Annotated in this window: 25 protein-coding genes and 1 pseudogene; 9 read left to right on the top strand and 17 right to left on the bottom strand. The window is 69.6% G+C overall.

Going from position 1 to position 26,368, the window contains the following annotated elements; genetic code table 11:
* Positions 1 to 106: 106 nt before the first annotated feature.
* Positions 107 to 1,147, bottom strand: a complete 1,041-nt coding sequence (locus tag AB0D57_RS42015) for an NAD(P)-dependent alcohol dehydrogenase (RefSeq protein ID WP_362086513.1) — start codon at positions 1,145 to 1,147, stop codon at positions 107 to 109.
* A 177-nt stretch (positions 1,148 to 1,324) separates the two neighbouring features.
* Between AB0D57_RS42015 and AB0D57_RS42020 the strand changes: the two genes are divergently transcribed.
* The gene (locus AB0D57_RS42020; protein ID WP_362086516.1) at positions 1,325 to 2,254 is read left to right on the top strand and encodes a helix-turn-helix transcriptional regulator; all 930 of its coding nucleotides are present in this window, start codon (positions 1,325 to 1,327) and stop codon (positions 2,252 to 2,254) included.
* Positions 2,255 to 2,346: 92 nt separating this feature from the next.
* Here the strand turns inward: AB0D57_RS42020 and AB0D57_RS42025 are convergent, their stop codons facing one another.
* The 8 genes and pseudogenes from AB0D57_RS42025 to AB0D57_RS42060 all read right to left on the bottom strand — a co-directional run bounded on the left by AB0D57_RS42025 (position 2,347) and on the right by AB0D57_RS42060 (position 11,504).
* The gene (locus AB0D57_RS42025; protein ID WP_362086519.1) at positions 2,347 to 3,117 is read right to left on the bottom strand and encodes an antibiotic biosynthesis monooxygenase; all 771 of its coding nucleotides are present in this window, start codon (positions 3,115 to 3,117) and stop codon (positions 2,347 to 2,349) included.
* A 130-nt stretch (positions 3,118 to 3,247) separates the two neighbouring features.
* Entirely contained in the window at positions 3,248 to 3,463 is a 216-nt protein-coding gene (locus AB0D57_RS42030) for a DUF397 domain-containing protein (RefSeq protein WP_362086522.1), read from the bottom strand.
* A pseudogene (locus AB0D57_RS42035) lies at positions 3,453 to 3,668 on the bottom strand (Scr1 family TA system antitoxin-like transcriptional regulator); the annotation flags it as partial. The pseudogene AB0D57_RS42035 and the gene AB0D57_RS42030, both read right to left, overlap by 11 nt.
* A 58-nt stretch (positions 3,669 to 3,726) precedes the next feature.
* A complete protein-coding gene (locus AB0D57_RS42040; RefSeq protein ID WP_362086525.1) occupies positions 3,727 to 7,032 on the bottom strand; it encodes a S8 family peptidase in 3,306 nt (1,101 codons plus the stop codon).
* 203 nt (positions 7,033 to 7,235) lie between these two features.
* Positions 7,236 to 7,919 carry an ABC transporter ATP-binding protein gene (locus AB0D57_RS42045; protein WP_362086528.1) on the bottom strand — a complete coding sequence of 228 codons (684 nt, stop codon included), beginning with the start codon at positions 7,917 to 7,919 and terminating at the stop codon, positions 7,236 to 7,238.
* Between the two features lie 33 nt (positions 7,920 to 7,952).
* Complete coding sequence (locus AB0D57_RS42050; RefSeq protein WP_362086531.1) at positions 7,953 to 9,443, bottom strand: ABC transporter permease; 1,491 nt, start codon at positions 9,441 to 9,443, stop codon at positions 7,953 to 7,955.
* Positions 9,444 to 9,634: 191 nt separating this feature from the next.
* A complete protein-coding gene (locus tag AB0D57_RS42055; RefSeq protein ID WP_362086535.1) occupies positions 9,635 to 10,888 on the bottom strand; it encodes an Ig-like domain-containing protein in 1,254 nt (417 codons plus the stop codon).
* A 268-nt stretch (positions 10,889 to 11,156) separates the two neighbouring features.
* Positions 11,157 to 11,504, bottom strand: a complete 348-nt coding sequence (locus AB0D57_RS42060) for a hypothetical protein (protein WP_362086538.1) — start codon at positions 11,502 to 11,504, stop codon at positions 11,157 to 11,159.
* A gap of 110 nt (positions 11,505 to 11,614) precedes the next feature.
* Between AB0D57_RS42060 and AB0D57_RS42065 the strand changes: the two genes are divergently transcribed.
* Positions 11,615 to 11,950, top strand: coding sequence for a hypothetical protein (locus AB0D57_RS42065; RefSeq protein ID WP_362086541.1), 336 nt, complete (start codon positions 11,615 to 11,617; stop codon positions 11,948 to 11,950).
* 37 nt (positions 11,951 to 11,987) lie between these two features.
* Entirely contained in the window at positions 11,988 to 12,722 is a 735-nt protein-coding gene (locus tag AB0D57_RS42070) for a DUF2625 family protein (RefSeq protein WP_362086544.1), read from the top strand.
* Positions 12,723 to 12,857: 135 nt separating this feature from the next.
* Here AB0D57_RS42070 and AB0D57_RS42075 read toward each other — a convergent pair whose 3' ends face one another.
* The 5 genes from AB0D57_RS42075 to AB0D57_RS42095 all read right to left on the bottom strand — a co-directional run bounded on the left by AB0D57_RS42075 (position 12,858) and on the right by AB0D57_RS42095 (position 18,738).
* Positions 12,858 to 14,522: a DEAD/DEAH box helicase gene (locus AB0D57_RS42075; protein ID WP_362086547.1), complete on the bottom strand. Its 1,665-nt coding sequence runs from the start codon at positions 14,520 to 14,522 to the stop codon at positions 12,858 to 12,860.
* A 106-nt stretch (positions 14,523 to 14,628) separates the two neighbouring features.
* The gene (locus AB0D57_RS42080; RefSeq protein ID WP_266455269.1) at positions 14,629 to 14,832 is read right to left on the bottom strand and encodes a cold-shock protein; all 204 of its coding nucleotides are present in this window, start codon (positions 14,830 to 14,832) and stop codon (positions 14,629 to 14,631) included.
* 204 nt (positions 14,833 to 15,036) lie between these two features.
* Positions 15,037 to 16,575, bottom strand: a complete 1,539-nt coding sequence (gene hutH / locus AB0D57_RS42085) for a histidine ammonia-lyase (protein WP_362086578.1) — start codon at positions 16,573 to 16,575, stop codon at positions 15,037 to 15,039.
* A 108-nt stretch (positions 16,576 to 16,683) separates the two neighbouring features.
* Positions 16,684 to 17,838, bottom strand: a complete 1,155-nt coding sequence (locus AB0D57_RS42090; protein WP_362086551.1) for a sensor domain-containing diguanylate cyclase — start codon at positions 17,836 to 17,838, stop codon at positions 16,684 to 16,686.
* 93 nt (positions 17,839 to 17,931) lie between these two features.
* Positions 17,932 to 18,738 carry an enoyl-CoA hydratase-related protein gene (locus AB0D57_RS42095; RefSeq protein ID WP_362086554.1) on the bottom strand — a complete coding sequence of 269 codons (807 nt, stop codon included), beginning with the start codon at positions 18,736 to 18,738 and terminating at the stop codon, positions 17,932 to 17,934.
* Between the two features lie 202 nt (positions 18,739 to 18,940).
* Here AB0D57_RS42095 and AB0D57_RS42100 point away from each other — a divergent pair, with 202 nt between their 5' ends.
* Positions 18,941 to 19,699, top strand: coding sequence for a hypothetical protein (locus tag AB0D57_RS42100; protein WP_362086557.1), 759 nt, complete (start codon positions 18,941 to 18,943; stop codon positions 19,697 to 19,699).
* Here the strand turns inward: AB0D57_RS42100 and AB0D57_RS42105 are convergent.
* Entirely contained in the window at positions 19,696 to 20,802 is a 1,107-nt protein-coding gene (locus AB0D57_RS42105; RefSeq protein WP_362086581.1) for an adenylate/guanylate cyclase domain-containing protein, read from the bottom strand. The two genes, AB0D57_RS42100 and AB0D57_RS42105, sit on opposite strands and share 4 nt — an antisense overlap.
* A 410-nt stretch (positions 20,803 to 21,212) precedes the next feature.
* On the bottom strand, positions 21,213 to 22,112 hold the full coding sequence (locus AB0D57_RS42110; RefSeq protein WP_362086560.1) for a biotin--[acetyl-CoA-carboxylase] ligase: 900 nt from the start codon (positions 22,110 to 22,112) through the stop codon (positions 21,213 to 21,215).
* Between the two features lie 128 nt (positions 22,113 to 22,240).
* Here AB0D57_RS42110 and AB0D57_RS42115 point away from each other — a divergent pair, with 128 nt between their 5' ends.
* The 4 genes from AB0D57_RS42115 (at position 22,241) to AB0D57_RS42130 (ending at position 25,030) form a co-directional block, all read left to right on the top strand.
* Positions 22,241 to 23,833 (top strand): acyl-CoA carboxylase subunit beta, encoded by a 1,593-nt coding sequence (locus tag AB0D57_RS42115; RefSeq protein WP_362086563.1) that lies wholly within the window; start codon positions 22,241 to 22,243, stop codon positions 23,831 to 23,833.
* 33 nt (positions 23,834 to 23,866) lie between these two features.
* Positions 23,867 to 24,076: an acyl-CoA carboxylase epsilon subunit gene (locus AB0D57_RS42120; RefSeq protein WP_362086566.1), complete on the top strand. Its 210-nt coding sequence runs from the start codon at positions 23,867 to 23,869 to the stop codon at positions 24,074 to 24,076.
* 158 nt (positions 24,077 to 24,234) lie between these two features.
* Positions 24,235 to 24,363, top strand: coding sequence for a hypothetical protein (locus tag AB0D57_RS42125; RefSeq protein ID WP_362086569.1), 129 nt, complete (start codon positions 24,235 to 24,237; stop codon positions 24,361 to 24,363).
* 46 nt (positions 24,364 to 24,409) lie between these two features.
* On the top strand, positions 24,410 to 25,030 hold the full coding sequence (locus AB0D57_RS42130) for a nucleoside triphosphate pyrophosphatase (protein ID WP_362086572.1): 621 nt from the start codon (positions 24,410 to 24,412) through the stop codon (positions 25,028 to 25,030).
* Positions 25,031 to 25,347: 317 nt separating this feature from the next.
* Here AB0D57_RS42130 and AB0D57_RS42135 read toward each other — a convergent pair whose 3' ends face one another.
* Positions 25,348 to 25,833: a hypothetical protein gene (locus AB0D57_RS42135; protein WP_362086575.1), complete on the bottom strand. Its 486-nt coding sequence runs from the start codon at positions 25,831 to 25,833 to the stop codon at positions 25,348 to 25,350.
* Positions 25,834 to 26,277: 444 nt separating this feature from the next.
* On the opposite strand from AB0D57_RS42135, the gene AB0D57_RS42140 reads away from it, so the two are divergent.
* Positions 26,278 to 26,368 (top strand): biotin carboxylase N-terminal domain-containing protein (locus AB0D57_RS42140; RefSeq protein WP_308427085.1); only part of this gene is annotated, 91 nt, incomplete at its 3' end.

Below are 26,368 nucleotides of genomic sequence, written 5' to 3' on the forward strand. Positions count from 1 at the left end.
CTGCGACGTCCCGAACAAGGGCGTCACGGTCCAGCGCGGTCACACCCTCGACGGTCTCGGGGCCGGTCGTACGACCGGCCGGCGCCCCACACCACTCACCCAGGGATCAGATCGTGGCAGTGTCGATCACGAAGCGGTAGCGGACGTCGCTCGCCAGCACCCGCTCGTACGCGTCGTTGATCTCGGACGCGCCGATCAGTTCGATCTCGGCGCCGAAGCCGTGCTCCGCGCAGAAGTCGAGCATCTCCTGGGTCTCCTGGATGCCGCCGATGCCGGAGCCGGCCAGGGTCTTGCGGCCCATGATGACCGAGAACAGGTTGAGCGCGACGGGCTCCTCGGGGGCGCCCACGTTCACGAAGGCGCCGTCCGACTTGAGCAGCGACAGGAAGGTGTCCAGGTCCAGCGGGGCCGAGACCGTGGACAGGATCAGGTCGAACGTGCCGCGCAGCTCCTCGAAGGTCTTCGGGTCGCTGGTGGCGTAGTAGTGGTCGGCGCCGAGCTTCAGCCCGTCCTCCTGCTTGCGCAGGGACTGCGAGAGCACGGTCACCTCGGCGCCGAGCGCATGCGCGATCTTGACGCCCATGTGGCCGAGGCCGCCCATGCCGAGAATCGCGACCTTCTTGCCGGGGCCGGCGTTCCAGTGCTTGAGCGGGGAGTACGTGGTGATGCCGGCGCACAGCAGCGGTGCGGCCACGTCGAGGGACAGGCCCTCGGGGATACGGACGGTGTAGTTCTCGTCGACGACGATCTGCTGGGAGTAGCCGCCGTAGGTGGGCTCACCGTTCTTGTCGAGGGCGTTGTACGTGCCGACGTTGCCCTTGACGCAGTACTGCTCCAGGCCGGCCTTGCAGTTGTCGCATTCACGGCAGGAGTCGACCATGCAGCCGACGCCCACACGGTCGCCGACCTGGAACTTGGTGACGCCGGGGCCGACCTCGGAGACGATGCCGGCGATCTCGTGGCCCGGCACCATCGGGAAGATGGCCTCGCCCCAGCCCTCGCGGGCCTGGTGGATGTCCGAGTGACAGATACCGGCGAACTTGATGTCGATCAGGACGTCGAACTCGCCGACCGGGCGGCGCTCGATGGTGGTGCGCTCCAGCGGAGCCTTGGCGGCGGGAGCGGCGTACGCAGCAACAGTGGTCATGCCGGGGGGATCTCCTCAGGAGTGGTCATGTGCCGTGCCCGGCTGCCTTCGGCCGGGCACAGCATCCAGCCTGCCGCACCGCACGGCATTCACCCAGGTCACGGCTTTGCGTACGTTCGCTGGTCCTACTACTGGCGGGGTCAGGCTCACCGACGTACGACCGTGAATACTGGACGTATGGACGAACAACCCTCCCAGGGCGTCGCGGCGGAAGCCGGGCCCGGGCAGCCCCTGGACCGGCGTGCCGAGCTCAGCGAGTTCCTGCGCACCCGCCGGGCCCGGCTGAAGCCGGAGGACGTCGGGCTGCCGGACTTCGGCCGGCACCGCCGGGTGCCGGGGCTGCGCCGCGAGGAGCTGGCGCAGCTGGCCGGGGTGTCCGTCGCGTACTACACGCGCCTCGAACAGGGCAACGGACGGAATGTGTCGACCGAGGTGCTCGACGCGATCGCGCGGGCGCTGCGGCTCACGGCCGCCGAGCACGCGCATCTCACGCACCTCGCGAAGCCCAAGCAGCACAAGAAGAAGCAGACGGCTCGGCCGCAGCAGGTGCGGGGTGCCTTGCGGCAGCTGCTGGACACCTTCGACGGCATCCCCGCGTACATCACCGGGCGGCGCTCGGACGTTCTCGTCTGGAACCGGATGGCCGCGGCCGTGTTCGGTGACTGGTCGGAGCTGACGCCGCCGGAGCGGAACTGGGCGCGGATGGTGTTCCTCAAGCCCGAGTACCACGATCTGTTCGTGGAATGGGAGCAGAAGGCGATCGACATCGTGTGCCTTCTGCGCATGGACGCGGGATGTCACCCCGACGATCCCCAGCTGTCCGCGCTCGTCGGCGAACTGTCCGTGAAGAGCAAGGACTTCCGGCGGTTGTGGGCCACGCACGACGTGAAGGAGAAGAGCCACGGCGTCAAGCGGCTGCGGCATCCGCTGGTGGGTGACCTCGCCCTTCAGTTCGAGTCGTTCCGGCTGCCCGACGACAGTGAGCAGGTGCTGGTCACGTATCACGCGGAGCCGGGGTCCGCTTCGGCGGATGCGCTGCGGTTGCTGGCCAGCTGGGGGACGGACGCGACCAGGGCGGGGACCGGCACGTCGGCACCGTCGGCTTGAACGGCACCCCAACGTCGATTTCACGGTCGGGGACAAGCTCGTGCCGAGCCCGGGGCGCCGCCACGCAGGGTGACGCCCCGCGCCTGGCGGGGTCACGGCCGATACGGCGGTGCCGCACCCCACGTCCACTTCGGCACCGGCTGCTCGCCCGGAGTCACCGCGTCCGGCCCGGAGAAGTACACGGCCAGCCTCGTACCCCACTCCGCGTAGGCGAGGAACGCGGAGCGGAACTCGGCGTCGGTGGGCAAGTCAGCCTCGTCCGCCGCGTCCTGGAGGAGGTTCACCCAGCGTCGCCGCTGCACCTCCGTGATGTTCTTGCCGAAGTGCTTGGCGACCATGTGGCCGTGCCCGCCCTGCGTTTCGGAGTAGGCGGGCGGCCCGCCGAAGACCTCCCCCAGCCAGAGGGCCACATGCAACGCGTGCTCGGGCGCGAGCCCCTCGAACACCGGCGCGAGGACCTCGTCCTTGTGGACCTTGTCGTAGAACACCTCGGTCAGCCGGGTGAAGGCCTCGGCGCCGCCCGCCCAGGCGTAGAGCGTGGGCACGGACGCGCCCGAGCCGCGTACCGCCGTCGGCTTGTAGTGGCGCATCTCCTCGATGTACGGGATGTACGCGCGGACCTCGGCGTGGAAGTCCGTGAAGAGTTCGGATTGCCGGAAGCCGACGACATGGTCCTCCGTCGACGTCCAGGTGACCCGCAGGATGAAGTGCTCGAAGTCCTGCTCACAGCGCGTCAGTTCGTAGTCGACGCATTGCGGAGCCGCGGCCAGCTGCCGGGCCGCCCTCGTGAAGGCCGCGAGGAACTCCGCGGAGTGCTGCTCAGGGATGCGGTAGCGGATGTACTCGACCGTCTGAGTCGTCATGCGGGCCAGACAATCACGGCCGAACCGTCCCAGCCACGTGGATGTCGTCGGCGAGTCCTCTGCCGGGGACCCTTCTCGGAAACCGTGAACACTTTGGTGGAAAGTGTTCACGGTTTTGAGGTGGCCCGGCTCAGAGGTGTCGGCGGTCGCCCTTGAGCGCGGCGACGAACGGCGCCCAGGCCCGGGCCCCGAGAATGAGGGCGGGACCGTCGGGCGCCTTGGAGTCACGTACGGGGACGAGGCCGGGGAAGTTGTCGGCCACCTCGACGCACTCCCCGCCGTCACCGTTGCTGTAGCTGCTCTTGATCCAGAGCGCGTCACTCAAGTCGATCCGGTTACTTGCCATTTCGGTAATCCTCTGCCGCCGCCTCGATCACGGCCAGGGACGCCTCCGGTGACAGCGCGACGGCCCTGAGCCGATCGCATGCCTTGCGGTACTGCTTCACGAGGGCCGGATCGTCGATGGTGTCCCCGCTGTAGAACGCCTCGGTGTAGACCAGCGGCGGCGCGTCAGGGAAGGCCATGACCATGATGGAGGCGGCCATCAGGGGCGGCCCGCCCGGGACTCGACGTCCCGGACAGGCCGCTCGCGTACAGAGGACTAGAGGACTACTTCCCGTAGTACGCGTTGTAGATCGAGATCGTCGACTTGTTGCCCTTCTTGTCGGTGATCTTGGCGTGGAAGGAGATTCCCTTACCCTTCGCCGGGTTCTTCACCGTGATCTTGCCGTTCTTGACGTTGAGCTTGGTCCAGGTCTTGCCGTAGTCGTACGAGACGTAGACGTACAGCGACTTGAGGTTCTTGCCCGCGGCCGAGCCCTGGACGGTGACCGGGACCGTGACCTTCTTGCCGGCCTCGACGCGGCTGTCGAGGCCCGTCGCGGCGTTGAAGCGGACCGTGGAGGTGGGCAGCTTCGCGAAGTCGGCCTTCTTGGACTTGAAGGTCCAGCTGGCGTCGATGCGCGTGGAGGCCGCGGCGACCTTCACGGTGCGCTTGACCGAGGTGGTGAGCTTGTACTGGGCCTCGGCGGCCGGCACCTTGAACGCCTTCTCCCCGAAGAGCGGATCGTCGTTCGAGCCGACCTTCGCGCCGTTGCGGTACAGCGTGGTCGTCACCGAGCTGAACAGCGAGGACCCGGCGTGGGTGCTGCCGTCGGCGAACAGCGGCAGGGAGCCGTAGAGGTTGTTGCCCTCACGGAACACACCGTAGTCCGAGTTGATCCTCGGGCCGAAGACGGCCTTGTTGAACGTCCTCGTGTAGCTCTGGCCCGCCTTGAAGGTCTGCTCCGCGTCGAGCGTGTAGTACGCGTCGATGATCGGGAACCCGTCGGCGTCGATGCCCGCGTACTGCTCGAAGTCGAGCAGCCACTGGACCTGCTGCCCGGTCGACAGGTACAGCGTGCGCGAGCTCGGGATCTTCTGGGCGACCCCGACGCCGAAGGAGAAGTCCTCGGGCAGGACGGCGTACGCGGTGACCGCGCCCGTCTTACCGGAGGCCGAGGCCCCCAAGTTGGCCTTCACCTTGGCCAGTTCGCTCGCCTTGTAGTGCTTGACCTTCGCGCCCTGGAGCTTGGTGACCTTGCCGCCGGTGAAGATGTCGTACTCGGCGGCCGTGCCCTTGGCCCACGCCCCGGACCAGCTCTGCGACAGACCGGAGGAGACCGCCGGACCGACGTGTGCCACGCGCACGTCCTGGAAGGAGGCCAGGCCTACGCCCAGACCGATGCCCGCCGGGTCGTACATGTACGAGACCACCGCGGACAGCGGCTGCGCCCCGGCGTCCGGCACCGTGATGTCGGCGCCCTTGGCGGTCCGGGCGTCGAGGGTCACCGTGGTGTCCTTGGTGACGCTCAGCTTGGGCCGGACCAGCCAGTCGACCCCGCCCTTGGCCGTGACGAGGTCCTTCACCGACAGCTCGTCGAGCAGGTAGTCGCCCTTGGGCACCCGCAGGGTCACGCTGTCCGCCGTGCTCATCGACGCGAAGTCCCGGCCGCTGGCGATACCGGAGAACGCGATCAGGTCGGTGAGATGGGTCGGCGTCTCACCGGCACGGTTGATGTACTTCAAGGTGACGTCGTACGACTCCACCTCGCGCTCGACGGCTGCCGCCGTCCGCACGGTCTGGCCGCCGCCCGTCGCCGTCACGTACGCCGAGTACGCGCCGTCGACCGTGCCACCGAGCTTCGAGTTCGTGGTCACGTCGACGGAGGCCTTGCCGCCCGCCGGTACGGTGACCGTCTTGGCGCCGAGCGTGAAGAAGCCCGCGGGAGCCGCCTGGCCCTTGGGGTTGGTCGCGGAGATCGCGAGGGTCAGGGTGACGTCGGTGGTGCCGAGGTTGCGGTAGGTGAGCTGCTCGGTCACCGGCTTGTCGTCGGTGTGCGGCCACTGCGCGATCGGGAAGCTGACCGAGTTCGGGTCGGCGATCACGGTCTGCTTGATCGCCTTGTCGACGGCGATCCGTCCCGAACCCTGCTGGAACGGCGTGTACGCGCCGCCCTTCGCCGAGCTCGTCAGCGCGCCCTTGAGCTCGGCGAACGACCAGTCCGGGTGCTGCTGCTTGAGGATCGCCGCGGCACCCGCGACATGCGGGGTCGCCATCGACGTACCCGAAATGGACAGGTAGCCCGCGGGCTTCTCGCCGACTTCCTGGGCGATGGCGCTGCCCGGCGCCGCGGCGGCCGTGATGTTCACGCCGGGTGCGGTGACGTCGGGCTTGATGGCGCCGTCGAGGCCGGGGCCGCGGCTGGAGAAGGACGCCAGCTTGTCGTTGTCGTCGACGGCGCCCACGGTGAGCGCGTCGGCCGCGCTGCCCGGGGAGCCGACGGTCTGCTCGCCGAACTGGCCGTCGTTGCCGGCGGCGATCGCGAAGAGGATGCCCTTCTCTTCGGAGAGCTTGTTGACCTGGGCCTCGAGCGGGTCGATGTCCGGGGTGTCGGCGCCGCCCAGGCTCAGGTTGACGATGTCGGCGCCCTGCTCGGCGGCCCACTCCATGCCCGCGAGGATGCCGGAGTCGTCACCGGAGCCGGTGTCGTCCAGGACCTTGCCGTTGAGGATCTTCGCGCCCGGCGCGACACCCTTGTACTTGCCGTTCGACTTGGCGCCGGTGCCCGCCGCGATGGACGCGACGTGCGTACCGTGGCCGACGCGGTCGATCGTGTCGGCGGCGGTGGAGAAGTTCTTGGACTCGACCACCTGGTCCTTGAGGTCCGCGTGGGTCGCGTCGACTCCGGTGTCCAGGACGGCGATCTTGACGCCCTTGCCGTCGTACCCGGCCGCCCACGCCTTCGGGGCGCCGATCTGCGGCACGGACTTGTCGAGGCTGGCCTTTCGGACGCCGTCCAGCCAGACGTGCGCGATACCGGAGGCCGTCCGTGCGCCGTTGGTGACCGCGGACCACAGCTCGGCCGTGTCCTGCTTCGGCGTCTGCACCGCATCCGCGTTCAGGGACTTCAGGCTCCTGCGGAGGTTGCCCGCCTCGCGGACGTCGGCCTTGGCGGCCGTCGCGGCTCCTTGGTAGCCGACGATCACTTTCAGGCCCTGCTTCTGGGCCTTGCGGGTCGCCGCCTTGTTCAGCTCGGTGATGTCGAAGAGCCGCCGGTCCAGCTTGCCGCCGGCTATGAGCGCCTGCGCGTCGGCCGGCACCACGAGGGTGTGGCCGTCGGCCTTGCGCACCTGGACGGGTACGCCCTCACGGCCCTTGGCCCGCTCGAAGCCGACGACGCGCCCCTTGGCGTCGACGACCACCCGGTCACCGGTGATCAGTGTGATGCGGTGCTTGGCCGTGATACCAGCCGTCTTCGCACCCGTTGAAGCGCTGCTCGCGTGCTCCGCCTTCGCCGCCGCCGGGTTGGTCATTCCCGCCGCCAGAGCCACGGCAGCCGCCGTGGCGATGGTCGCCGCGCACGCTCTTTTCACTTGTTTACGCAAGTCTCCCCCTGGAGCTCAGGTCCGAACGAATTCCCCATTCATCCGGCCGGGGGAAGCTCCGTACACATGCACGTACACCCCCCGGATACGTCAGTATGCCGGGGGGTGTACGACCCCTCAATAGCGGGGCGGATGTAAAGAGTTGACGGAGTTGTTCCGCTACGCTCCCGCACTCCCCCTTATGTACTCCTTTATGCCCCCGCGTTCTCCTTGACCGAAATCTTTCCCTTGCGAATCGTCGCAAGCCGCGGGGCCTTCTTCGCGATCGAGGAATCGTGCGTGACCATGATGAAAGTGAGCCCGCGCTCCTTCCACATGGTCTCCAGTACGTCCATGATCTCGTCGCGCATGGACTCGTCGAGGTTGCCGGTCGGTTCGTCGGCGAGCAGCACCTTCGGCTGCTTGACCAGGGCGCGGGCGATGGCGACGCGCTGCTGCTGCCCGCCGGAGAGCTCGGCGGGCAGGTGCCCGAGCCGCTCGGCGAGGCCCACCGACTCCAGTGCCTCGGCGGCCCGTTGCCGCCGCTCCTTCGTCTTCACACCGAGGGGGACGAGAGCGGTCTCCACGTTCTCCTGAGCGGTGAGCGTGGGAATGAGGTTGAAGCTCTGGAAGACGAATCCGATGTTCTCGCTGCGCACCTTGGTGAGCTTCGCCTCGGACAGCTTTGCCATATCTGTACCGTCGAGTTCGATGCTGCCGCCGGTGGGCCGGTCGAGTCCGCCGAGCATCTGCAGAAGGGTGGACTTTCCGCCACCGGTGGGCCCCTGGATGACGAGCCGGTCGCCGTCCGCGATGGTCAGATCGACCCCGGCGAGCGCGTCGACCGTCTCCTTGCCCCGCGTATAGCGCTTGGTGACGCCTCTGAGTTCGTACATCGTGCAACTCCTGGATTACGTGAGGGGCTTGGCCTATTCGACGCGGCGCAGGGCGTCCGCGGGCCGCAGCCGGGAGGCGCGCCAGCCGCCGAAGGCACCGGCGATCAGACCGCCGGCGACGGCGAGGCCGACCGCGACGATGATGGTGTTGAGGCTGACGGGCGCGGTGAGCGCGACGTTGAGGGCCGAGGACGCGGACTGCTGGGCGGGACCGCCGAAGCCGCCGCCACCACCGGGGCCACCGCCACCGGGGCCGCCGCCTCCACCGGGGCCACCGCCCGAACTCGCCAGCTCCGCCTGCAGGGAGGGGCTGATCTCGGTGACGACGAACGCGCCGGCCAGGCCGAGTGCGATGCCGAGGGCGCCGCCGACCAGACCGTTGACGATGGCCTCACCGACGACCTGGCGGGTCACCCGGCTCGACTTCCAGCCGAGCGCCTTGAGGGTGCCGAACTCGCGCACGCGCCGGGAGACGGCCGAAGAAGTGAGCAGGCCCGCCACCAGGAAGGCGGCCACGAGCACCGCGATCGACAGCCACTTGCCGACGTTCGAGGCGAGGTCGGAGGCGGTCGACAGGGAGCCGGAGACGGTGTCCGCGAGGTCCGCGGAAGTGGTGACGGTGGTACCCGAGATGTTCTTCTGGATGGTGCTCTTGACGCTGGAGATCTGCTGCGAGTCGGACGCCTTGACGTAGATCGTGGTGACCTTGTTCTTGGAGTCGCTGAGCGTCTGCGCCTGCTTGAGCGGGATGTAGAGGTTGGCCGCCGCGTCACCGCTGTCGGGCGTCGCGATGCCGATCACCTTGAACTTGACGCTCTTGATGGTGACGGTGGAGCCGACCTTGAGCTTCTTCTCCTTGGCGTACGACTTGTCGGCGACGACGACCTTGGTGTTCGTCTCGGACGTCTTGAACGTACGGCCGCTGGTGATCTTCGAGGAGGTCAGCGGGCCCAGCGCGGGCTTGGTGACGTCGGTGCCGTAGACGGAGTAGTTGTTGACGTCGAAGTTGGCGCCACCGCCCTGCACCCGGCCCTCGGGCGAGGCCTGACCGCCCCCGCCGGGGCCGCCCTGGCCGTTCTGCTGGCCGCCGTTCTCGTCCTGCTGGAACTGACCCCGCGTGAACTGGCCGTTGACCCGGATGACTTGGAGGCTCAGCCCGCCGACGGAGTCCGCGACGCCCTGCTGGGAGTCGACCTTGGAGACCGTGGAGGAAGCCAGGGTCTGGAAGCCCTGGACCATGACGCGGTCGCTGCTCTGCTCCGCGTCGGAGTCGCTGTCCTGGGCGTCGAAGTTGAAGCGCGGGCGCTCACTCGTGCTCGTCGTGGGCGCCGCCGCCTTGGTGACCGTCATGTCCGTACCCAGTCCGTAGAGCGACTGGAGGACCTTGCCCTGCGCCTTCTCCATGCCGGACGACACGGAGTTGACCACGATGACCAGGGCGATGCCCAGGGCGAGTCCGGAGGCGACGACGAGCGCCGCCTTCCTGCGGCGGCGCAGTTCGCGCCTCAGGTAGGTGAAGAACATGGCGGCAAGCTAGGTACGCCGCGTGATGGAGGGATAAGGCCAGGATAAGAGAATGATGAGAAGGCTGTGGATCAGTGGGCAGTTGAGCTGTGCGTGAGCCCGGAACCCTGTGCTCCACATAGTGACCTGCGAAACGCGAAAGCGGCGGCCCCCCTGCACAGGGAGCCGCCGCCATCGGGGAGCAAGAGCTGTCAGGCCGCCGAACCGGCCTTCCAGGCGGCCCAGTCCAGGTTCCAGCCGTTGAGGCCGTTGTCCGGGGCGATGGTCTTGTCGCCGGTGTTCTGCACCACCACGACATCGCCGATGATCGAGTTGTTGTAGAACCAGGCGGCCTCGGTGTTCGGGTCGTTGGCTCCCTTGGTGTCGGACAGACCCACACAGCCGTGGCTGGTGTTGACACTGCCGAAGACGGACTTGGCGCCCCAGTAGTTGCCGTGGATGAACGTGCCGGAGGTCGACAGACGCATCGCGTGCGGTACGTCCTTGATGTCGTACTCGCCCTTGCCGTCGTCGTCCGTGAAGCCGACCGTCGCGCCGTTCATCCGGGTCTCCTTGAACTTCTCGGAGATCACCATCTGGCCCTCGTACGTGGTGTTCTCCGGGGAGCCCGCGGAGATCGGGATGGTCTTGACGGTCTTGCCGTCCTGGGTGATCTTCATGGTCTTGGTCTTGGCGTCGACGATCGAGACCTGGTTGCGGCCGATCTTGAAGGTGACCGTCTTCTGCTGCACGCCGTAGACACCGCTCGCGCCCTGGACACCGTCGAGGTTCAGCTTGAGGGTGACGGTGGAACCGCCGGTCCAGTAGTCCTCGGGGCGAAAGTCCAGGCGGTTGGCGTTGAACCAGTGGCCGACGACCTCCTGGCCGCTGCTGGAGGAGACGGTGATCCCCTTCTGCACGTCGGCCTTGTTCGTGATCGCCTTGTCGAAGTTGATCGAGACCGGCATGCCGACGCCGACGGTGGAGCCGTCCTCCGGCGTGAAGTTGCCGATGAAGCTGTTGGCCGGGGAGACCGTGGTGAACGACGCGTTCTCGTGGGCGGTGCGGCCCTTGGAGTCGTTGGCCTCGGCGGCGATCTTGTACGTGGTGGAGCGCTCGAGCTGACCGGTGGGCTTCCAGCTCTTCTTGTCGGCGGATATCTCACCGGAGACGGCGGTGCCGTCCGCGGTCGTCATGTCGACGGACGTGAGCGTGCCCTTGCTCACGGTGACCGCGGCGGCGTTGTTGATGGAGGCGTTGTCGGAGCCGTCCGCCGGCGTGATCTTGATCTGAGCCTCGGAGGTCTTCTTGGCCGCCGCCTCGTCGACCTGGGCCTGCGACTCCCCGGCTTCGCCCTCCGAGGCGCTGGCCTTGCTTCCGTCTCCGCTGCACGCAGAGAGCACCAGCACCCCGCCGAGCAGTGCGGACGCGGCCATCAGGCCCCTGCGCCGCTTACTGTCCGTCATCACACGCTTCTCCATCGTTGCCGAATAACCAAGAACCACGAGTGCCCCGTAGGAACAACCAACGCTACGACCGGTTCGTCCCGTTCCACATCTCCCGGATGTGTGGGGCACACCACGTCGGTCAACCGGGTAACCGGATCGACGGAACCGATCGGGTGGACCGATCCGCTGTGACGACTGGTGGTGCGGAAGTGGTCAGTGCGTCGCCTGAGACGAGAAAACCCCGGGCGGCGGTTGCCACCCGAGGTCAAGATTTCCCCAAGGCGCCTCAGCCGACCCCGACTTCCTCGTCGTCGTCCTCGTTGTCATCATCGTCGTCGAGGTCCCATTCCGGCGAATCGGGGTCGTAGTCGATCGACTCGCTGCTCCATGACGCCTGCGCGAGTTCGATCCCGGGCACCTCGCTGACCAGGTCGAACGGGTCTACGAGAAACGCGAGGGCTTCGGCAGTGTCTTCCGTCACTGCACTCTCGGCATGGGCCCGCTCGTCGGCCGGCATGTCGGCGTCGGACGCGATGCGCCGCAGCGCGGCCTGGGTGACGGCGCCCGCGTTGTCGACTTCCACGACCAGCTCCACGCGAAGCCGGACAAACAGTGATGTCTCAGGAGTACTCATGGGACGGAGCGTACGGCCCGTAGCTCCCGCGACTTTCCCGCGACCCGCGACTTTCATTAGCATCGGCCCACACGGCCAATTCGCCAGCGCCACAAGGGGATCGATATTACGTGTCCGCCGCACGTCGCTCGTTGCTGACCGCCACCGCAGCGGGGACCCTCCTGGGGGCCCTGTGGTTCGTCCCGTCCGCCAACGCGACTCCGGAAGAGCCCAAACAGTACGTCTCGACGTCGAACAGCACGGCCGCCGACGCCACAACGGTCACGTCCTCGACGACGAGCACCGCGGTACAGGCCGCCGACGAGTCGAGCGACGACCAGACCCGGCTCGCCGACACCGGAAGCGTCAACACGACGCCGTACGTCGTCGGCGGAACCCTCTTCCTCGGCCTCGGCGCATGCTTTGTGACCTACTCGGTGCGCCGGGAGCGCACGGCGGCCTTCTGAGCGCGACACCCCGGCCCGGAACCCACGGGATACCCCCATGCCAGACCTGACCGAGCTGTCCGATGTCGAGGAACCCGCCTGGCCCCTCGTCTCCCAAGCGATCTCCACGAGCAGGGTGTCCATGGAGGTGCTTCCGGTGGACCCGGCGCAGGGCCACTCGACCCTGCTCCAACTCCGGCTCACCGAGCGCTCCTGGCTCGGCGCCTTCGCGCTCAACTGCGGCGGGGTGCTGCTGGACAGCGGATGGCTGCGCATCTACGGCAGCCCCGCCGTGGGCCCCCCGGGGCTGCCCTCCCTCGCGGAAGTCAACCGACTCCCCGCGCGGTTCGACCCGGCGTGGCAACCGGACGGCGGGATCGTCGTCGCCCATGACGCCCTGGGCGGAGCGTTCATCCGCAACGGGAACGACCCGAAGGCGGCGGGCCGCCCCGGCGCTCCCGGCGAGATGCTGTACTTCGCGCCGGACGCCCTGCGCTTCGAGGCCCTCGAGGCGGGCTACGAGACCTGGCTCAACTGGTTTCTCCTGGACGGCGGCAGCGAGCAGCTCTACGACAACCTGCGCTGGCCCGGCTGGCGCGCCGAGACGGGCCCTCTGCCGGCCGACCACGGGATCACGTTCGTCCCCTACCTCTGGACGGCCGACAATCGCCGCGACCTCCCGGCCGCCCGCCGCCGAGCACTCCCCATGAGCGAACTCCTCGGCCTCCACAGGAACATGGTCCTCGAACTCGACTCGCTCGACACCGGATTCCTGGGCAACTTCGACGACTGACCCGGTAGCAACCCCGCGCCCCCCAAAGGGGCGCGGGTCCGTGACATCGTGCGGCTCCGCCGCGTGGGCGCGAGCAACCACGACCCAGCCGCAGTGAACCCCCGACCCCAGCGGAGCACCTACGCAGCGGAGCGCCTACGCAGCGCGGCGTCCGCCGCCGCCCTGTCCACCACGCTCCGTACGACGCTGCGGCGCCCGCCCGCGACCACCCGGACGACCGGCGCCCGCACTCGTACCGCCACCGGAGTCGGTACGACGGCCGGCGCCGTCGCCACCGCCCGTACCGCTCGTCGCGCCGCCCGCGGCGCCGCGACGCCCGCGCTGCGGCTGACGCCCCTGTGACTCCGTACCCGAACCCGCGGGGCGCCTCGCCCCGCCCCCGGTCCGGGGCCGCGACCTGGGCCGCTGCTTCGGCTGTTCGGCGGGCTGGGGCACCTCGATGACGACCGGGACCCCGGAGGGCTCGCGGGCGCCGGTGAGGCGGCTCAGTTCCTCGTCGCTGGACTTGATCCGGGCGCTGCGCGGCGTGATGCCGGCGTCCGCCATCAGCCGGGTCATCTCCCGCCGCTGCTCGGGCAGTACGAGGGTGACGACGCTGCCGGACTCACCGGCCCGGGCGGTGCGTCCGCCGCGGTGCAGGTAGTCCTTGTGGTCGGTCGGCGGGTCGACGTTGACCACGAGGTCGAGGTCGTCGATGTGGATGCCGCGGGCCGCCACGTTGGTGGCGACCAGTGCGGTGACCTGACCGGTCTTGAACTGGTCGAGGGTTCGGTTGCGCTGCGGCTGGCTGCGCCCGCCGTGCAGCGCGGAGGCCCGTACACCGTTGGCGAGCAGCCGCTTGGTGAACCGGTCGGCGCCCCGCTTGGTGTCGACGAAGAGGATGACACGGCCGTCGCGCGCCGCGATTCGCAGCGCCACGGCCTTCTTGTCGGTCTCGTCGGCGACATGCAGCACGTGGTGCTCCATGGTGGTGACCGCGCCCGCCGACGGGTCGACGGAGTGGACCACGGGATCCGTCAGGAACATCCGCACCAGCCGGTCGATGTTCTTGTCGAGGGTGGCCGAGAAGAGCAGCCGCTGCCCGTCCGGCTCGACCTGCTGGAGCAGCGCCGTGACCTGCGGCATGAAGCCCATGTCGGCCATCTGGTCGGCCTCGTCGAGGACGGTGATCGCCACGCGGTCGAGCGCGCAGTCGCCCCGCTCGATGAGGTCCTTCAGCCGCCCGGGGGTGGCCACCAGGACCTCGGCGCCACGGCGCAACGTCCCGGCCTGACGGCTGATCGACATCCCGCCGACGGCCGTGGCCACGCGCAGGTTGACGGCGGTCGCGTACGGCGTCAGCGCGTCGTTGACCTGCTGCGCGAGCTCGCGCGTGGGCACCAGGACCAGCGCGAGCGGCGACCTGGGTTCGGCCCGGCGGCCCGCGGTGCGGGCAAGGAGGGCGAGCCCGAAGGCGAGCGTCTTGCCGGAGCCGGTGCGGCCGCGGCCGAGGACGTCGCGTCCGGCGAGGGAGTTGGGCAGGGTCGCGCCCTGGATCGGGAAGGGCTCGGTGACGCCCTGGGACGCGAGGGTCTTGGTGAGGGCGGCCGGCATGTCCAGTGCGTCGAACGAGTCGACGGCGGGCAGCGCCGGAGTGATGGTCTCGGGCAGGGAGAACTCCTGTGGAGCCACGACCTTGCGGGCCGGGCCCTTGCCCGTGCCACGGCCGCCGCCGCGGCCGGTGTTCTTCGCGGAGCCGCCGGTCTGGGCGCCGCGTGCGAGTGCCGGCCGCTTACGGACGGGACGTTCGGATCGAGTCATGCTGGATCTGGATTTCCTTCCTGGGCCCCACGGACTGCACGCACAGCGCGAGCCGGGGTCCGCACCCCAAGGTGCGGGCCCCGGCTCTGGAAAAGCGCGTCCCGAATCAGGCGGGGACGATGTTCTCCGCCTGCAGGCCCTTCTGGCCCTGCGCGACGTCGAACGAGACCTTCTGGCCCTCCAGCAGCTCACGGAAGCCGGAGCTGGCGATGTTGGAGTAGTGGGCGAAGACGTCGGGGCCGCCGCCGTCCTGCTCGATGAAGCCGAAGCCCTTTTCCGCGTTGAACCACTTCACGGTGCCGGTAGCCATGTTCTCTCCTGAATAGGTAAGGGCCCCATCCGGAGATGCCGGTAAAACAAAACGCGCCTGCGGAGGATTCCGATCAGGCGCACAAAGTAAATGGGTACCAAAAACGTATCAATGAGACGGTAGCACACTCTGCCACGCGTCGGGGGCACCGTCAGACCGACGGCACCCCCCGTAGCGTACAGACAACAGGCCTGTCCCTGGCCTCTACAGCAACGGCCCTGTCACCGGTTCCACGGCCGCCACCACACGTCCGCCCCGCACGAAGGCGTCCGCCGCCTCCAGGTCCGGGGAGAGGAAGCGGTCCGGGCCCGGGCCTTGCACGCCGGCCGCGCGGACGGCCTCGATGACCGCCTGCGACGCGGGGGCCGGGGTCAGGCCCTCGCGCAGTTCGATCGCACGGGTGGCGGCATACAGCTCGATCGCGACGATGCGGGTGAGGTTGTCCACGGCGGTGCGCAGCTTGCGGGCGGCCGACCAGCCCATGGAGACGTGGTCCTCCTGCATGGCGGAGGAGGGGATGGAGTCCGCCGACGCCGGTACGGCCAGCCGCTTCATCTCGCTCACCAGGGCCGCCTGCGTGTACTGGGCGATCATCAGGCCCGAGTCGACGCCGGCGTCGTCCGCGAGGAACGGCGGCAGGCCGTGCGAGCGGTTCTTGTCGAGGAGGCGGTCGGTGCGGCGCTCGGCGATGGAGCCGAGGTCGGCGGCCGCGATGGCGAGGAAGTCGAGGACGTAGGCCACCGGGGCGCCATGGAAGTTGCCGTTCGACTCGACGCGGCCGTCGGGCAGCACGAGCGGGTTGTCGACGGCGGAGGCGAGTTCGCGCTCGGCGACCGTGCGGGCGTGCGCGAGGGTGTCGCGTCCGGCGCCGGCGACCTGCGGGGCGCAGCGTACGGAGTAGGCGTCCTGGACACGCGGGGCGTCGTCCTGGTGGTGTCCGGTCAGGCCCGAACCCTTCAGCACGGCCAGCATGTTGGCGGCGCTGGCGCCCTGGCCGGGGTGCGGACGGATGGCGTGCAGTTCGGGCGCGAGGACCCGGTCCGTGCCGAGCAGCGCCTCCAGCGACAGCGCCGCCGTGACGTCGGCCGACTTGTAGAGCGTCTCGAGGTCGGCGAGGGCCATGACGAGCATGCCGAGCATGCCGTCGGTGCCGTTGAGGAGGGCGAGGCCTTCCTTCTCGCGCAATTCGACGGGGGTGATGCCGTGCGCGGCGAGGAGTTCACCGGCCGGTCGTACGACGCCGTCGGGACCCTCCGCGTCACCCTCACCCATGAGCGTCAGGGCGCAGTGGGACAAGGGGGCCAGGTCGCCGGAGCAGCCGAGCGAGCCGAACTCGTGGACGACCGGGGTGATCCCGGCGTTGAGGATGTCCGCCATGGTCTGCGCGACCTGGGGCCGCACGCCCGTGTGTCCGGAGCAGACGGTCTTGAGCCGCAGGAACATCAGCGCGCGGACGACCTCGCGCTCGACCCGCGGGCCCATCCCGGCGGCGTGCGAGCGGACGATGTTGCGCTGCAACTGGGCACGCAGTTCCGGGCTGATGTGCCGGGTCGCGAGGGCTCCGAAGCCGGTGGAGACGCCGTACACCGGCTCCGGCTTCGCGGCCAGCGCGTCCACGATCTCGCGGGCCGCCGCGAGGGCGGCCACCGCCTCGTCGGAGAGCTCGATCCGGGCGCCGTCGCGCGCCACGGCGAGAACGTCGGACGCGGTGACCCCGTACGTCCCCACCACCACAGTGTGCATATCCATATTCAGGAGCGTACGCAGTGAATTCGATGATGTCACTAGTGGGTGGCCTGTTTGCCCCTTACTTCGACGCACCTCACAGACACTCGGACGTACGGCGCAGGGTCACGGGCGGCGCTGCTCGTGACGCCCCCTGAAGCGGCGGCGCTCCCCCTTGGCCGGGGACGGTGCGTCGGCGAGGCGTACGACCGGATCGTCGGGCCCCTCGGCCCCGGCGACGACGGGCCCGGCCGCGCGTACGGCCTTGGCGCGATACTGGGCGGCGTCGGCCAGCCGGAAGAGCCGGCGCGCCGAGCGCACCGGCCCGATCGGGCCCTCCGTGGAGGCGACCCCGCACGCCACCCCCTCACCCAGTTCCAACTCGGCGGCGCGACGGCAGAGTTCATCGGCGATGCGGACCACCTCGGCCACCGCAGGCCCGACCGCGAGCAGGCAGAACTCGTCACCGCCGAGCCGGGCGGCCAGGGCGCCCGGGAGCATCGCCCCGCACAGCGACAGCACGGACCCGAACCGCTCGAGGAGCCGGTCGCCGACCTCGTGCCCCTGGGTGTCGTTCACATGCTTGAGGCCGTTGAGGTCACAGACGACGAGACTGACCACAGCCCCTTCCGTCCGGTGCCGTTCGATGGCCTCGTCGAGGCGTACGTCCACGGCGCGGCGGTTGGCGAGCCCGGTGAGGGCGTCGGTGAACGCGAGGCGCCGCGCCTCCTCCAGGCGCTCCGACTGGGCGATCCCGGCGGCGACGACGGAGGCCAGGACGGTCGCGAAGTCGGCGTCGCCCCGGTCGAAGACGGGAGCCTTGGCCGGTCGGGCCACATACAGCTCGCCCCAGGCGCGCCCGTGCAGCACGATGGGGGCGACCACACAGCACCCGCGACCGCGCCTGCGCAGGGCGGCGACGCGCTGATGGCAGTAGCCCGCGCGGCCCCCCGCCAGGCCGTCGGCGGTCTCCACCCAGGCGTTCGGCCCGCCGCCACCCGCCCAGCGCTCGTGCAGAAACTCGGTGATCTCCGGGAACTGGTGCACGGGGTAGGCCTCCCCGTCCGGGAACTCCTCCTCGTCCGGCGCGCGTTCGCCCACGTTCGCCAGGACCCGCAGCCGGCCGAGTTCGCGCTCCCACACGGAGAGCGCGGCGAAGTTCCCGGCGAGCGCGTGGCAGGCGCCGAGCGCCGCGGCCCGCCAGGACTCGCGCGGGGTGTGCGCCGACGCCATCCCCTGCGCCAGCTCCACCACGGCTGTCAGCCGTCTGTCCTCACCCATCACTCCAGGCTAGGGACATTCGCATAGATTTGGGACATCAGTGGGGCGAGCAGGGGTCCGAGTGGCCGTACAGGCTCGGCGGCACCCTGAGCTCTACTCCCCCGGCCACTGCGGCTTGCGCTTCTCGTTGAACGCGGCAACCCCCTCGGCCCGGTCACCGGAGAAGGCGACGGACCGCCAGGCGGCATCCTCGACCTCCAGGCCCGCCCGCAGATCGAGGCCGTGCCCGAGCCGCAGCGCGCGCTTGGCGGCACGCAGACCGACGGGGGAGTTGGCGGCGATGCGGGTGGCGAGAGCGAGGGCTTGCGCACGGTCCTGACCCTCGTCCACGAGGTCGTCGACGAGGCCCAACTCCCGCGCCTCGTCCGCCTCCAGCCGCCGCGCGGAGAAGATCAGCTCGGCCGCGCGGGCCGCCCCGACCCGCCGCGGCAGCAACTGCGTACCTCCCCCGCCGGGAATCACCCCGACCGACACCTCGGGCAGCCCGACCACCGCCGTACGGTCCGCCACGATCAGGTCGCAGGACAGCGCGAGCTCGAATCCACCGCCGAGCGCGAAGCCGTGCACGGCGGCGACGGTCGGCATCGGCAGCTCCAGGACTCCGGTGTACGCGGCCCGCGCGACGGGTCGTTGCCGCACCAGCTCGGCGTCGGTCAAGGAGTTGCGCTCCTTCAGGTCGGCGCCGACGCAGAAGGCCCGCTCATGGGTGGATGTCAGCACGACCACCCGTACGTCACGGTCGGCGGCGAGCGCCGCGCAGGCGCCGGCGAGGGAGCGGGCCATGTCCGTGGACACGGCGTTCATGGCCTTCGGCCGGTCGAGGGCGAGCTCCGCGACATGACCGTGCCGCCGTACGACGACGAACTCCCCGAACCGCCGCTCGTCCCCTTGCTCCGCCATGACACCCTCCCGGTTAACGTGGGTTAACTTCCGACGCCCCGATCATCGCAGCCGACACCGCCCGGCGAAACCCGCTCTCTCGCCCGCGCCTCCCCGTTCGAGTGACATCCCGCCCAACTCCCGTCCCACACCACCAAAGGAGACATAACCTGCGCACCGCCACAGCGCACCGGGGGCGTCGGCACACCGGGGAGGAGCGACCATGACGAACGGCAGGACAGCGACCGCGTCGAGGACGACGAGGGCCCAGGCGGATCCCTCAAGGACCCCACGCCCCGAGGCAGCACCGGCACGCGGCACGTCACCGGAGCCCACGGCCGCCGGGGCGCGGTCGGTGGGGGCCGGACCCGGTTCCGCCGGCCCCGCTGCCGAGCCCCTCCGCGACCGCCCCGCCCGGGGGCGGCACCGCAGGCCCCGTCCCCGTCGGACGCTCTTCGCCGTGGGCGGGCTCGCGCTGGCCGCGGGGGCGTTGAGCCTGGTGCGGATGGCGCCGGATTCGGTGGTCGGAGGCGGTGGGAACGCGGAGGCGAAGTCGAGCGCGAGGGTCCTTACGGACGAGGCGGTCGACACCGAGCCGACCGTCTGGGCCGTGCCCTCCGCGCGCCCCACGTCCAGCGACGGGACGACCGCGCCCCCGACGGCCGGCGCGAGCCTCGCACCGGCAGGAACCGCAGCCCCGACAGGGCCCGTAGGCTCCGCTGCACCCGCATCGCGGACGACACCGCCCGCGGCGATCCCGTCGTCCCGCGCCGGTGCGCCGGACACGACGACCGGCATCCCCACCGCCCCCGCACCCTCACAGCCCGTACCACCACCGGCCGCGAGCACCCCCGCCCAGCAACCGCCACCCTCTACGACCCCGACCCCGCCCCCGAGCGGCACGACCGACACCCCGGGCCTGTGCGTGCCGGTCGTCGGAATCTGCGTGAACGACCTGACGGCGCCGACCGGTCCCCGTTAGGGCTCGTCGTCCCGGCGGGCCAGCAGCCACGGTTCGACCACGCCGAGACCACGGACCGGGCGCTGCCACATCGGCTGAAGTGCGAAACGGTAGGTGGGCGGCTCCTCGCCCTCCTTCTCCGCGGCGGCCGCGGCTTCGGCGGCCTCCGCCTCGGAGACGGGGGCGTCGCCGGTGCGGATCAGTTCCTCCGCGAACGCACCGTCCACCAGGACGGCATCCCGTGGCGCTATCGACGTAAGACGCGAGGCGAGGTTCACCGTCGTACCGAAGACATCGCCCATACGCGTCGTCACCGTGCCGAAGGCGATGCCGACGCGCAGCTCCGGCATCGTCTCGTCGTTGGCCATCGTCTCGATGAGACGCAGGGCGATCTCGGCGGCGACACCGGCGTCGTCCGCGGCGTACAGCACCTCGTCGCCGAGGGTCTTGATGAGGCGACCCCCGAGCGCGGCCACCAGGTCCGCGGCCGTGGTCTCGAAGGCCTCGACCAGTTCGCCGAGTTCCTCCTCCTCCATCCGGCGCGTCAGACGCGTGAAGCCGACCAGGTCCGCGAAGCCGACGGCGAGGCGGCGGTCGACCATCTCCTCGTCGTCCGCCGCCTGCACGACCCGGCCGGTCGCGGCGGCGAGCTGGCGCCGCCAGACGTAGACGATGAACTCCTCCAGCTCGGGCAGGAGCAGTTCGATCAGGGGATACGTCACCTCGGTGCGCGTCATCCCGGGTTCCGGGGGCTCGGTCAGGCCCTCCAGGAAGGAGTCGATCTGCCACTCGGCCAGGCGGGCGGTGGTCTGTCCGGTGGACCGGGCGACCTGGACCGCCATCGCCTCGCTCAGCAGACCCGCCTCGACGAGACCGGCCAGCCGGCGCAGGGCGAGGACGTCGGCCTCCGTGAGCGCCTTGGCCTGGCCGATGTCGGCGAAGCCCATGGCACGCCAGAAACGGGAGGCCAGTTCCATGGAGACACCCGCGCTGCGGGCGGCCTGGAAGGGGGTGTAGCGGCGCTCGGCGCCGAGGATGAGCTGTTCGAGGCGCAGAGCGAGGGGATCGCCGCCGTTCTCGCCGTCCTCGGCGTTCTGCGCGTCCAGCCGACTCCGCCCGTCCACCCGACCCTGAACCTCGACCGTGCCCTGAGTATCGCCCCGATCCGGCGCCTCGGCCCTGCCCTGAACCTCGCTCCGGTCCGGCGCACCGCCCCGGTCCGGCGCTTCGGCCCCGTCGCCGTGCGCGTCCCCCCGCCCGTTCGTGTCGACCTGTGCGCGCGCCGGGTCGGTGACCGACCCGCCGGTACGCCCCGGCTCACCGTCGGGGGCGGGGTGCGCACCCGTGCCGGAGCCCGTGTCGTCGACGGTCACGCCTGCTGCCCTTCCGATCTGCCATGGTCAGGTATCGACCGCGCTCAACTCTACGGCAGGTGTGCGCTGGCTCACTCCTGACTCGTACGTCCGACCGAGGCCCGACCTCGCGATCGGATCCCCGGCCCCACCGCTGAGTACGGTTCGCCCGCGTCCTCGGCTCAGGCCGGCCGCAGATGGACGATGTCGCCCGCTCCCACCGGCTGCTGCACGCCCTCCTCCGTGGCCAGGACCAGGCGCCCGTCCCCGTCGACGGCCACCGCCTCCCCGGTGATCGACGTGCCGCCCGGCAGTTCGGCACGCACCACCCTTCCGAGCGTCGCGCACCCGGCGGCGTATGTCTCCTGGAGGCCGGACGCGGCCGGGTCGCCGGCGACGGCGCGCCACTTCTCGTACCACTGCTCCAGAGATCGGAGAACGGCCCGCAGCACGGTGTCACGGTCCGTGGTCGTCGCTCCCGCGAGGGCGAGGGAGGCCGCCCCGGGCACGGGGAGTTCGTCGTCGCGCAGGGTGACATTGATGCCGATGCCGACGACGACCGCGTCGGTCCCGGCGCGCTCGGCGAGGATTCCGCCGGCCTTGCGTTCCTGGCCGTCCACGGTCACCAGCAGGTCGTTGGGCCACTTGAGTGCCGTGTCGACGCCCGCCACCCGGGACAGGGCCGTCGCCACCGCGACCCCGGTGAGCAGCGGCAGCCAACCCCAGCGCTCGACGGGGACCCCGGTGGGCTTCAGCAGGACGGAGAAGAAGAGGCCCGAGCGGGCGGGCGCCGTCCACTGCCGGTCCAGGCGCCCCCGTCCGGCGTTCTGCTCCTCGGCGACGAGGACGGCCCCTTCTTCGGCTTGCCCGGAAACGGCCAGCTCGACCAGGTCACTGTTGGTGGATCCGGTACTGGCCACGACCTCGATGTCGCACCACAGGCCCCCGTGCCCACCGTCCCGCACCAGCGCCCGGCGCAGGGCGGTGGCGTTGAGCGGCGGACGGTCGAGGTCGGACCACCGACTTTCGTTGGCACGGTCGTTCGACTTGTCGTTGGCGTCTGATGCATCTCGTGGCGTCATGCAACCCACACTAGGTGTGGTAAACGCCGCACTGCCGAACCGTATCGGCGCCACTACCCTACGACTCAGTAGCAAGCCGAGCACGTCCCCCTCACGTCCCCACTGAGCAGGCAGGGAGCCGCATCCCGATGTCCGAGCCGGAAGAGCTGCACCACCCCGACATCCACACGACCGCGGGCAAGCTCGCGGACTTGCGGCGACGCGTCCAGGAAGCGACGCACGCCGGCTCGGAGCGCGCCGTCGAAAAGCAGCACGCCAAGGGCAAGTTGACGGCCCGTGAGCGGATCGAACTGCTCCTCGACGAGGGCTCGTTCGTCGAGCTCGACGAGTTCGCGCAGCACCGCTCGACCGACTTCGGCATGGAGCAGAACCGCCCCTACGGCGACGGTGTCGTCACCGGGTACGGCATGGTGGACGGCCGCCCGATCGCCGTGTTCTCGCAGGACTTCACCGTCTTCGGCGGCGCCCTCGGCGAGGTCTTCGGTCAGAAGATCATGAAGGTGATGGACTTCGCGCTGAAGACCGGCTGCCCGGTCATCGGCATCAACGACTCCGGCGGCGCCCGCATCCAGGAGGGCGTCAGCGCGCTCGGCATGTACGGCGAGATCTTCCGCCGCAACACGCATGCGTCGGGCGTCATTCCGCAGATCAGCCTGGTCGTCGGGCCCTGCGCGGGCGGCGCGGTGTACTCCCCCGCGATCACCGACTTCACCATCATGGTCGACCAGACCTCACACATGTTCATCACGGGTCCCGACGTCATCAAGACGGTGACGGGCGAGGACGTCGGCTTCGAGGAGCTGGGCGGCGCCCGTACGCACAACGCGGTCTCCGGCGTGGCCCACCACATGGCGGGCGACGAGAAGGACGCCATCGACTACGTCAAGCAGTTGCTGTCGTACCTGCCGTCCAACAACCTCAGTGAGCCGCCGGTGTTCCCGGAGGTGGCGGACCTCGCGGCGACGGACGAGGACCGCGAGCTGGACACGATCGTGCCGGACAGCGCGAATCAGCCGTACGACATGCACACGGTGATCGAACACATCCTGGACGACGCCGAGTTCTTCGAGACGCAGCCGCTGTTCGCGCCCAACATCCTCACCGGCTTCGGCCGCGTCGAGGGCCACCCCGTGGGCATAGTCGCCAACCAGCCGATGCAGTTCGCGGGCTGTCTGGACATCGACGCGAGTGAGAAGGCCGCGCGGTTCGTGCGCACCTGCGACGCCTTCAACGTCCCCGTCATCACCTTCGTCGACGTGCCCGGCTTCCTTCCGGGCGTCGGCCAGGAGCACACCGGCATCATCCGCCGCGGCGCCAAGCTGATCTACGCCTACGCGGAGGCGACCGTCCCCCTCATCACGGTCATCACCCGCAAGGCCTTCGGCGGCGCGTACGACGTCATGGGCTCCAAGCACCTGGGCGCCGACCTCAACCTCGCCTGGCCCACGGCCCAGATCGCGGTGATGGGCGCGCAGGGCGCGGTGAACATCCTGCACCGGCGCACCATCGCGGCCGCCGAGGACCAGGAGGCGACCCGGGCCCGTCTGATCCAGGAGTACGAGGACACACTCCTCAATCCGTACACGGCGGCCGAGCGCGGCTACATCGACGCGGTGATCATGCCGTCCGACACCCGCTCCCATGTCGTACGGGGGCTGCGTCAGCTGCGCACGAAGCGGGAATCACTCCCTCCGAAGAAGCACGGCAACATCCCCCTGTAGACCCTGTAGACCCTGGGACCCTTGGGAGCAGACATGACGATCAAGGTGGTACGGGGCAATCCGACCCCGGAGGAGTTGGCCGCCGCACTGGCGGTGGTCCGCGTGCGCGCCGCGGCGGCGGCCACCACGCCGTCCGGCGCGCCCGGAAGCAGGGACTCCTGGGCCGACCCGTCCCGCATAGCCGCCCACCACATCCCCCAGCCGGGCCCGACAGCATGGACCCGCACTTACTGGCCGGCCTAGCAACGGGAGGCGGAGCCGTGACATGTGCGGCTCCGCCGCGGGGGCGCGGCCGGCCACACCCGACCCGCACTCACCATCCGCCCGCCACTCCCCTCACCGAGCAAGTTGAGTACGCGTACTCAGGCGCCCGGCACCCTCAGCGCCGCACGATCGAAGACATGCTGTGGTCCGACCCCGAGAACGAGCCGCCCAAAGAGCTTCGTGACATGCAGGACATGTTGCGAAGGCTGGGCGTTCTCATGGCGCTGGCCGTGCTGCTCGCGTTGATCGTCCTCGGGGTGATGTGAGCCGCGGGCAGGGACGGGTTTTGACCCGCGCCGATACCCTGACCACATGACTGATCAACCGCTCCGCCGCCTCGTGCTCGCCTCGCAGTCCCCCGCCCGGCTCGGACTGCTGCGTCAGGCCGGACTCGACCCCGAGGTGATCGTGAGCGGGGTCGACGAGGACGCCGTCACCGCCCCGACCCCGGCCGAACTCGCGCTCGCGCTGGCGGAGGCGAAGGCCTCCGTCGTGGCCGCGAAGCCGGAGGTGCAGGGCGCGCTGGTGATCGGCTGCGACTCGGTCCTCGACCTGGACGGCGAGGCGCTCGGCAAGCCCGCGGACGCCGAGGAGGCCACCGCGCGCTGGAAGTCGATGCGCGGCCGGGCCGGGACTCTCCAGACGGGCCACTGCATTTACGACACGGCGGCCAAGCGCTACGCGTCGGCGACCGCGTCCACCGTGGTCCGCTTCGGCGAGCCGACCGACGCCGAGATCGCCGCGTACGTCGCCTCGGGCGAACCGCTGCACGTCGCCGGGGCCTTCACGCTCGACGGCCGCTCGGCCCCGTTCGTCGAGGGCATCGACGGCGACCACGGCAACGTCATCGGTATCTCGCTGCCGTTGGTGCGCCGTCTGCTGGCCGAACTGGGCGTCGGCATCACGGAGCTGTGGACACCGCGGGAGAATTGAATCCTCCCCCAGCTAAAGCAGAGGGATTCCTGGCTCACGCTGCCTGCGGGTCAGCGCCCAACAGGTCTTCCACGATCAACACCAGCCGGGTTGAAACCAGCCCGGTTTGATAGGGCAAAGCTCGGAGATGCATGTGCTGTCTTGGCTCTCGATCAGCACGGTGTACGCGCTTGGTTCTCGCAACGCACAGCACGCAGCGTACCCGATCAGGTGCACGGTGTTTCGCCCTGGGGCGAAATCCCGTTTTTATCCCGCTCCGCAGGAGTCCGATTCCTCCCCGACCTGAAGGCCGAGGCATCCTCGGAAGAACCCGATGATCAGGAGGGGCTGGGCGCCGGAGGCGCCGTGACCGCGGCTCCTCCGTTGTCGCCGTTCTCCCCCTTGCCGTTGCTGTTGCCGTTCTCCGGCGCGGTGCCGGAGCCGAACGCCAGCAGCGTGAAGACGATCAGCCCGAGCACCACCATCATGAAGGCGAACGCGCCCCAGCCCACCAGGCCCACCGTGAACGCGCCGAGCAGACCGTGCACCACGGCGACGCTGATGAGGAGAATGCGGCCGATGAGCCCCGGGGCGCGGCCGCGCAACGCGACGAGCAGGGCGGCGACGCCGCACAGCGCGAAGTAGAGGCCGAAGACCAGTCCCCCGATCTTCGACGAGATGGACATCATGTCCGAGTCCAGCCCCGCCAGGGACATGTCCTGACGGTCGACGACGACGCCGAGGAACCAATTAAGCAGCCCGATGCCGATCGCCTCCACGAAGAGCACGATCGCCGCCACCCACGCCACCGGTCTGCGCACCACCGGTCCCCACCCACTTCCGAGTGCTGTTACCCCAAGTACGTTCGAGACATCCTGAACGCTACTAACGGGTAAACCCCGGGACAAGGGTTCGGTCGCGGGCAAAGAATCGTTGGGCCATTCGTAGGGACTCGACAAAGAAACGCTGTGCCACGCAGCACTGCCTCACAGAGACCTTGGCCACATAGGAGAGCTAGGGTTCAGCCAAGGATTCCTGCTTACCGCGGTGTGACAAGGGATCTCGCGGGTCGAGCGAGCCTCGAATCACGCTCCGTGTGGGCAAGCTCACCATTGGGGACGGGTCGAAAGGTCGTGTCGGCAGTCCCTAAACTCGGCATGTTTTAGTGAGTCAGCTTCACGGTTACCCGCCGCGATCCCGGCCCCGGGCGATCCGGCCGGGGGTCCGGGGGTTGTCCCCCGGGAAGACACAGCAAGGAGGGAGCCATCGTGCGCAAGGTGCTCATCGCCAACCGTGGCGAAATCGCTGTCCGCGTGGCCCGGGCATGCCGGGATGCCGGGATCGCGAGCGTTGCCGTGT

Origin of the sequence: Streptomyces sp. NPDC048275, from assembly GCF_040652275.1 — a bacterium.
GTDB lineage: Bacteria > Actinomycetota > Actinomycetes > Streptomycetales > Streptomycetaceae > Streptomyces.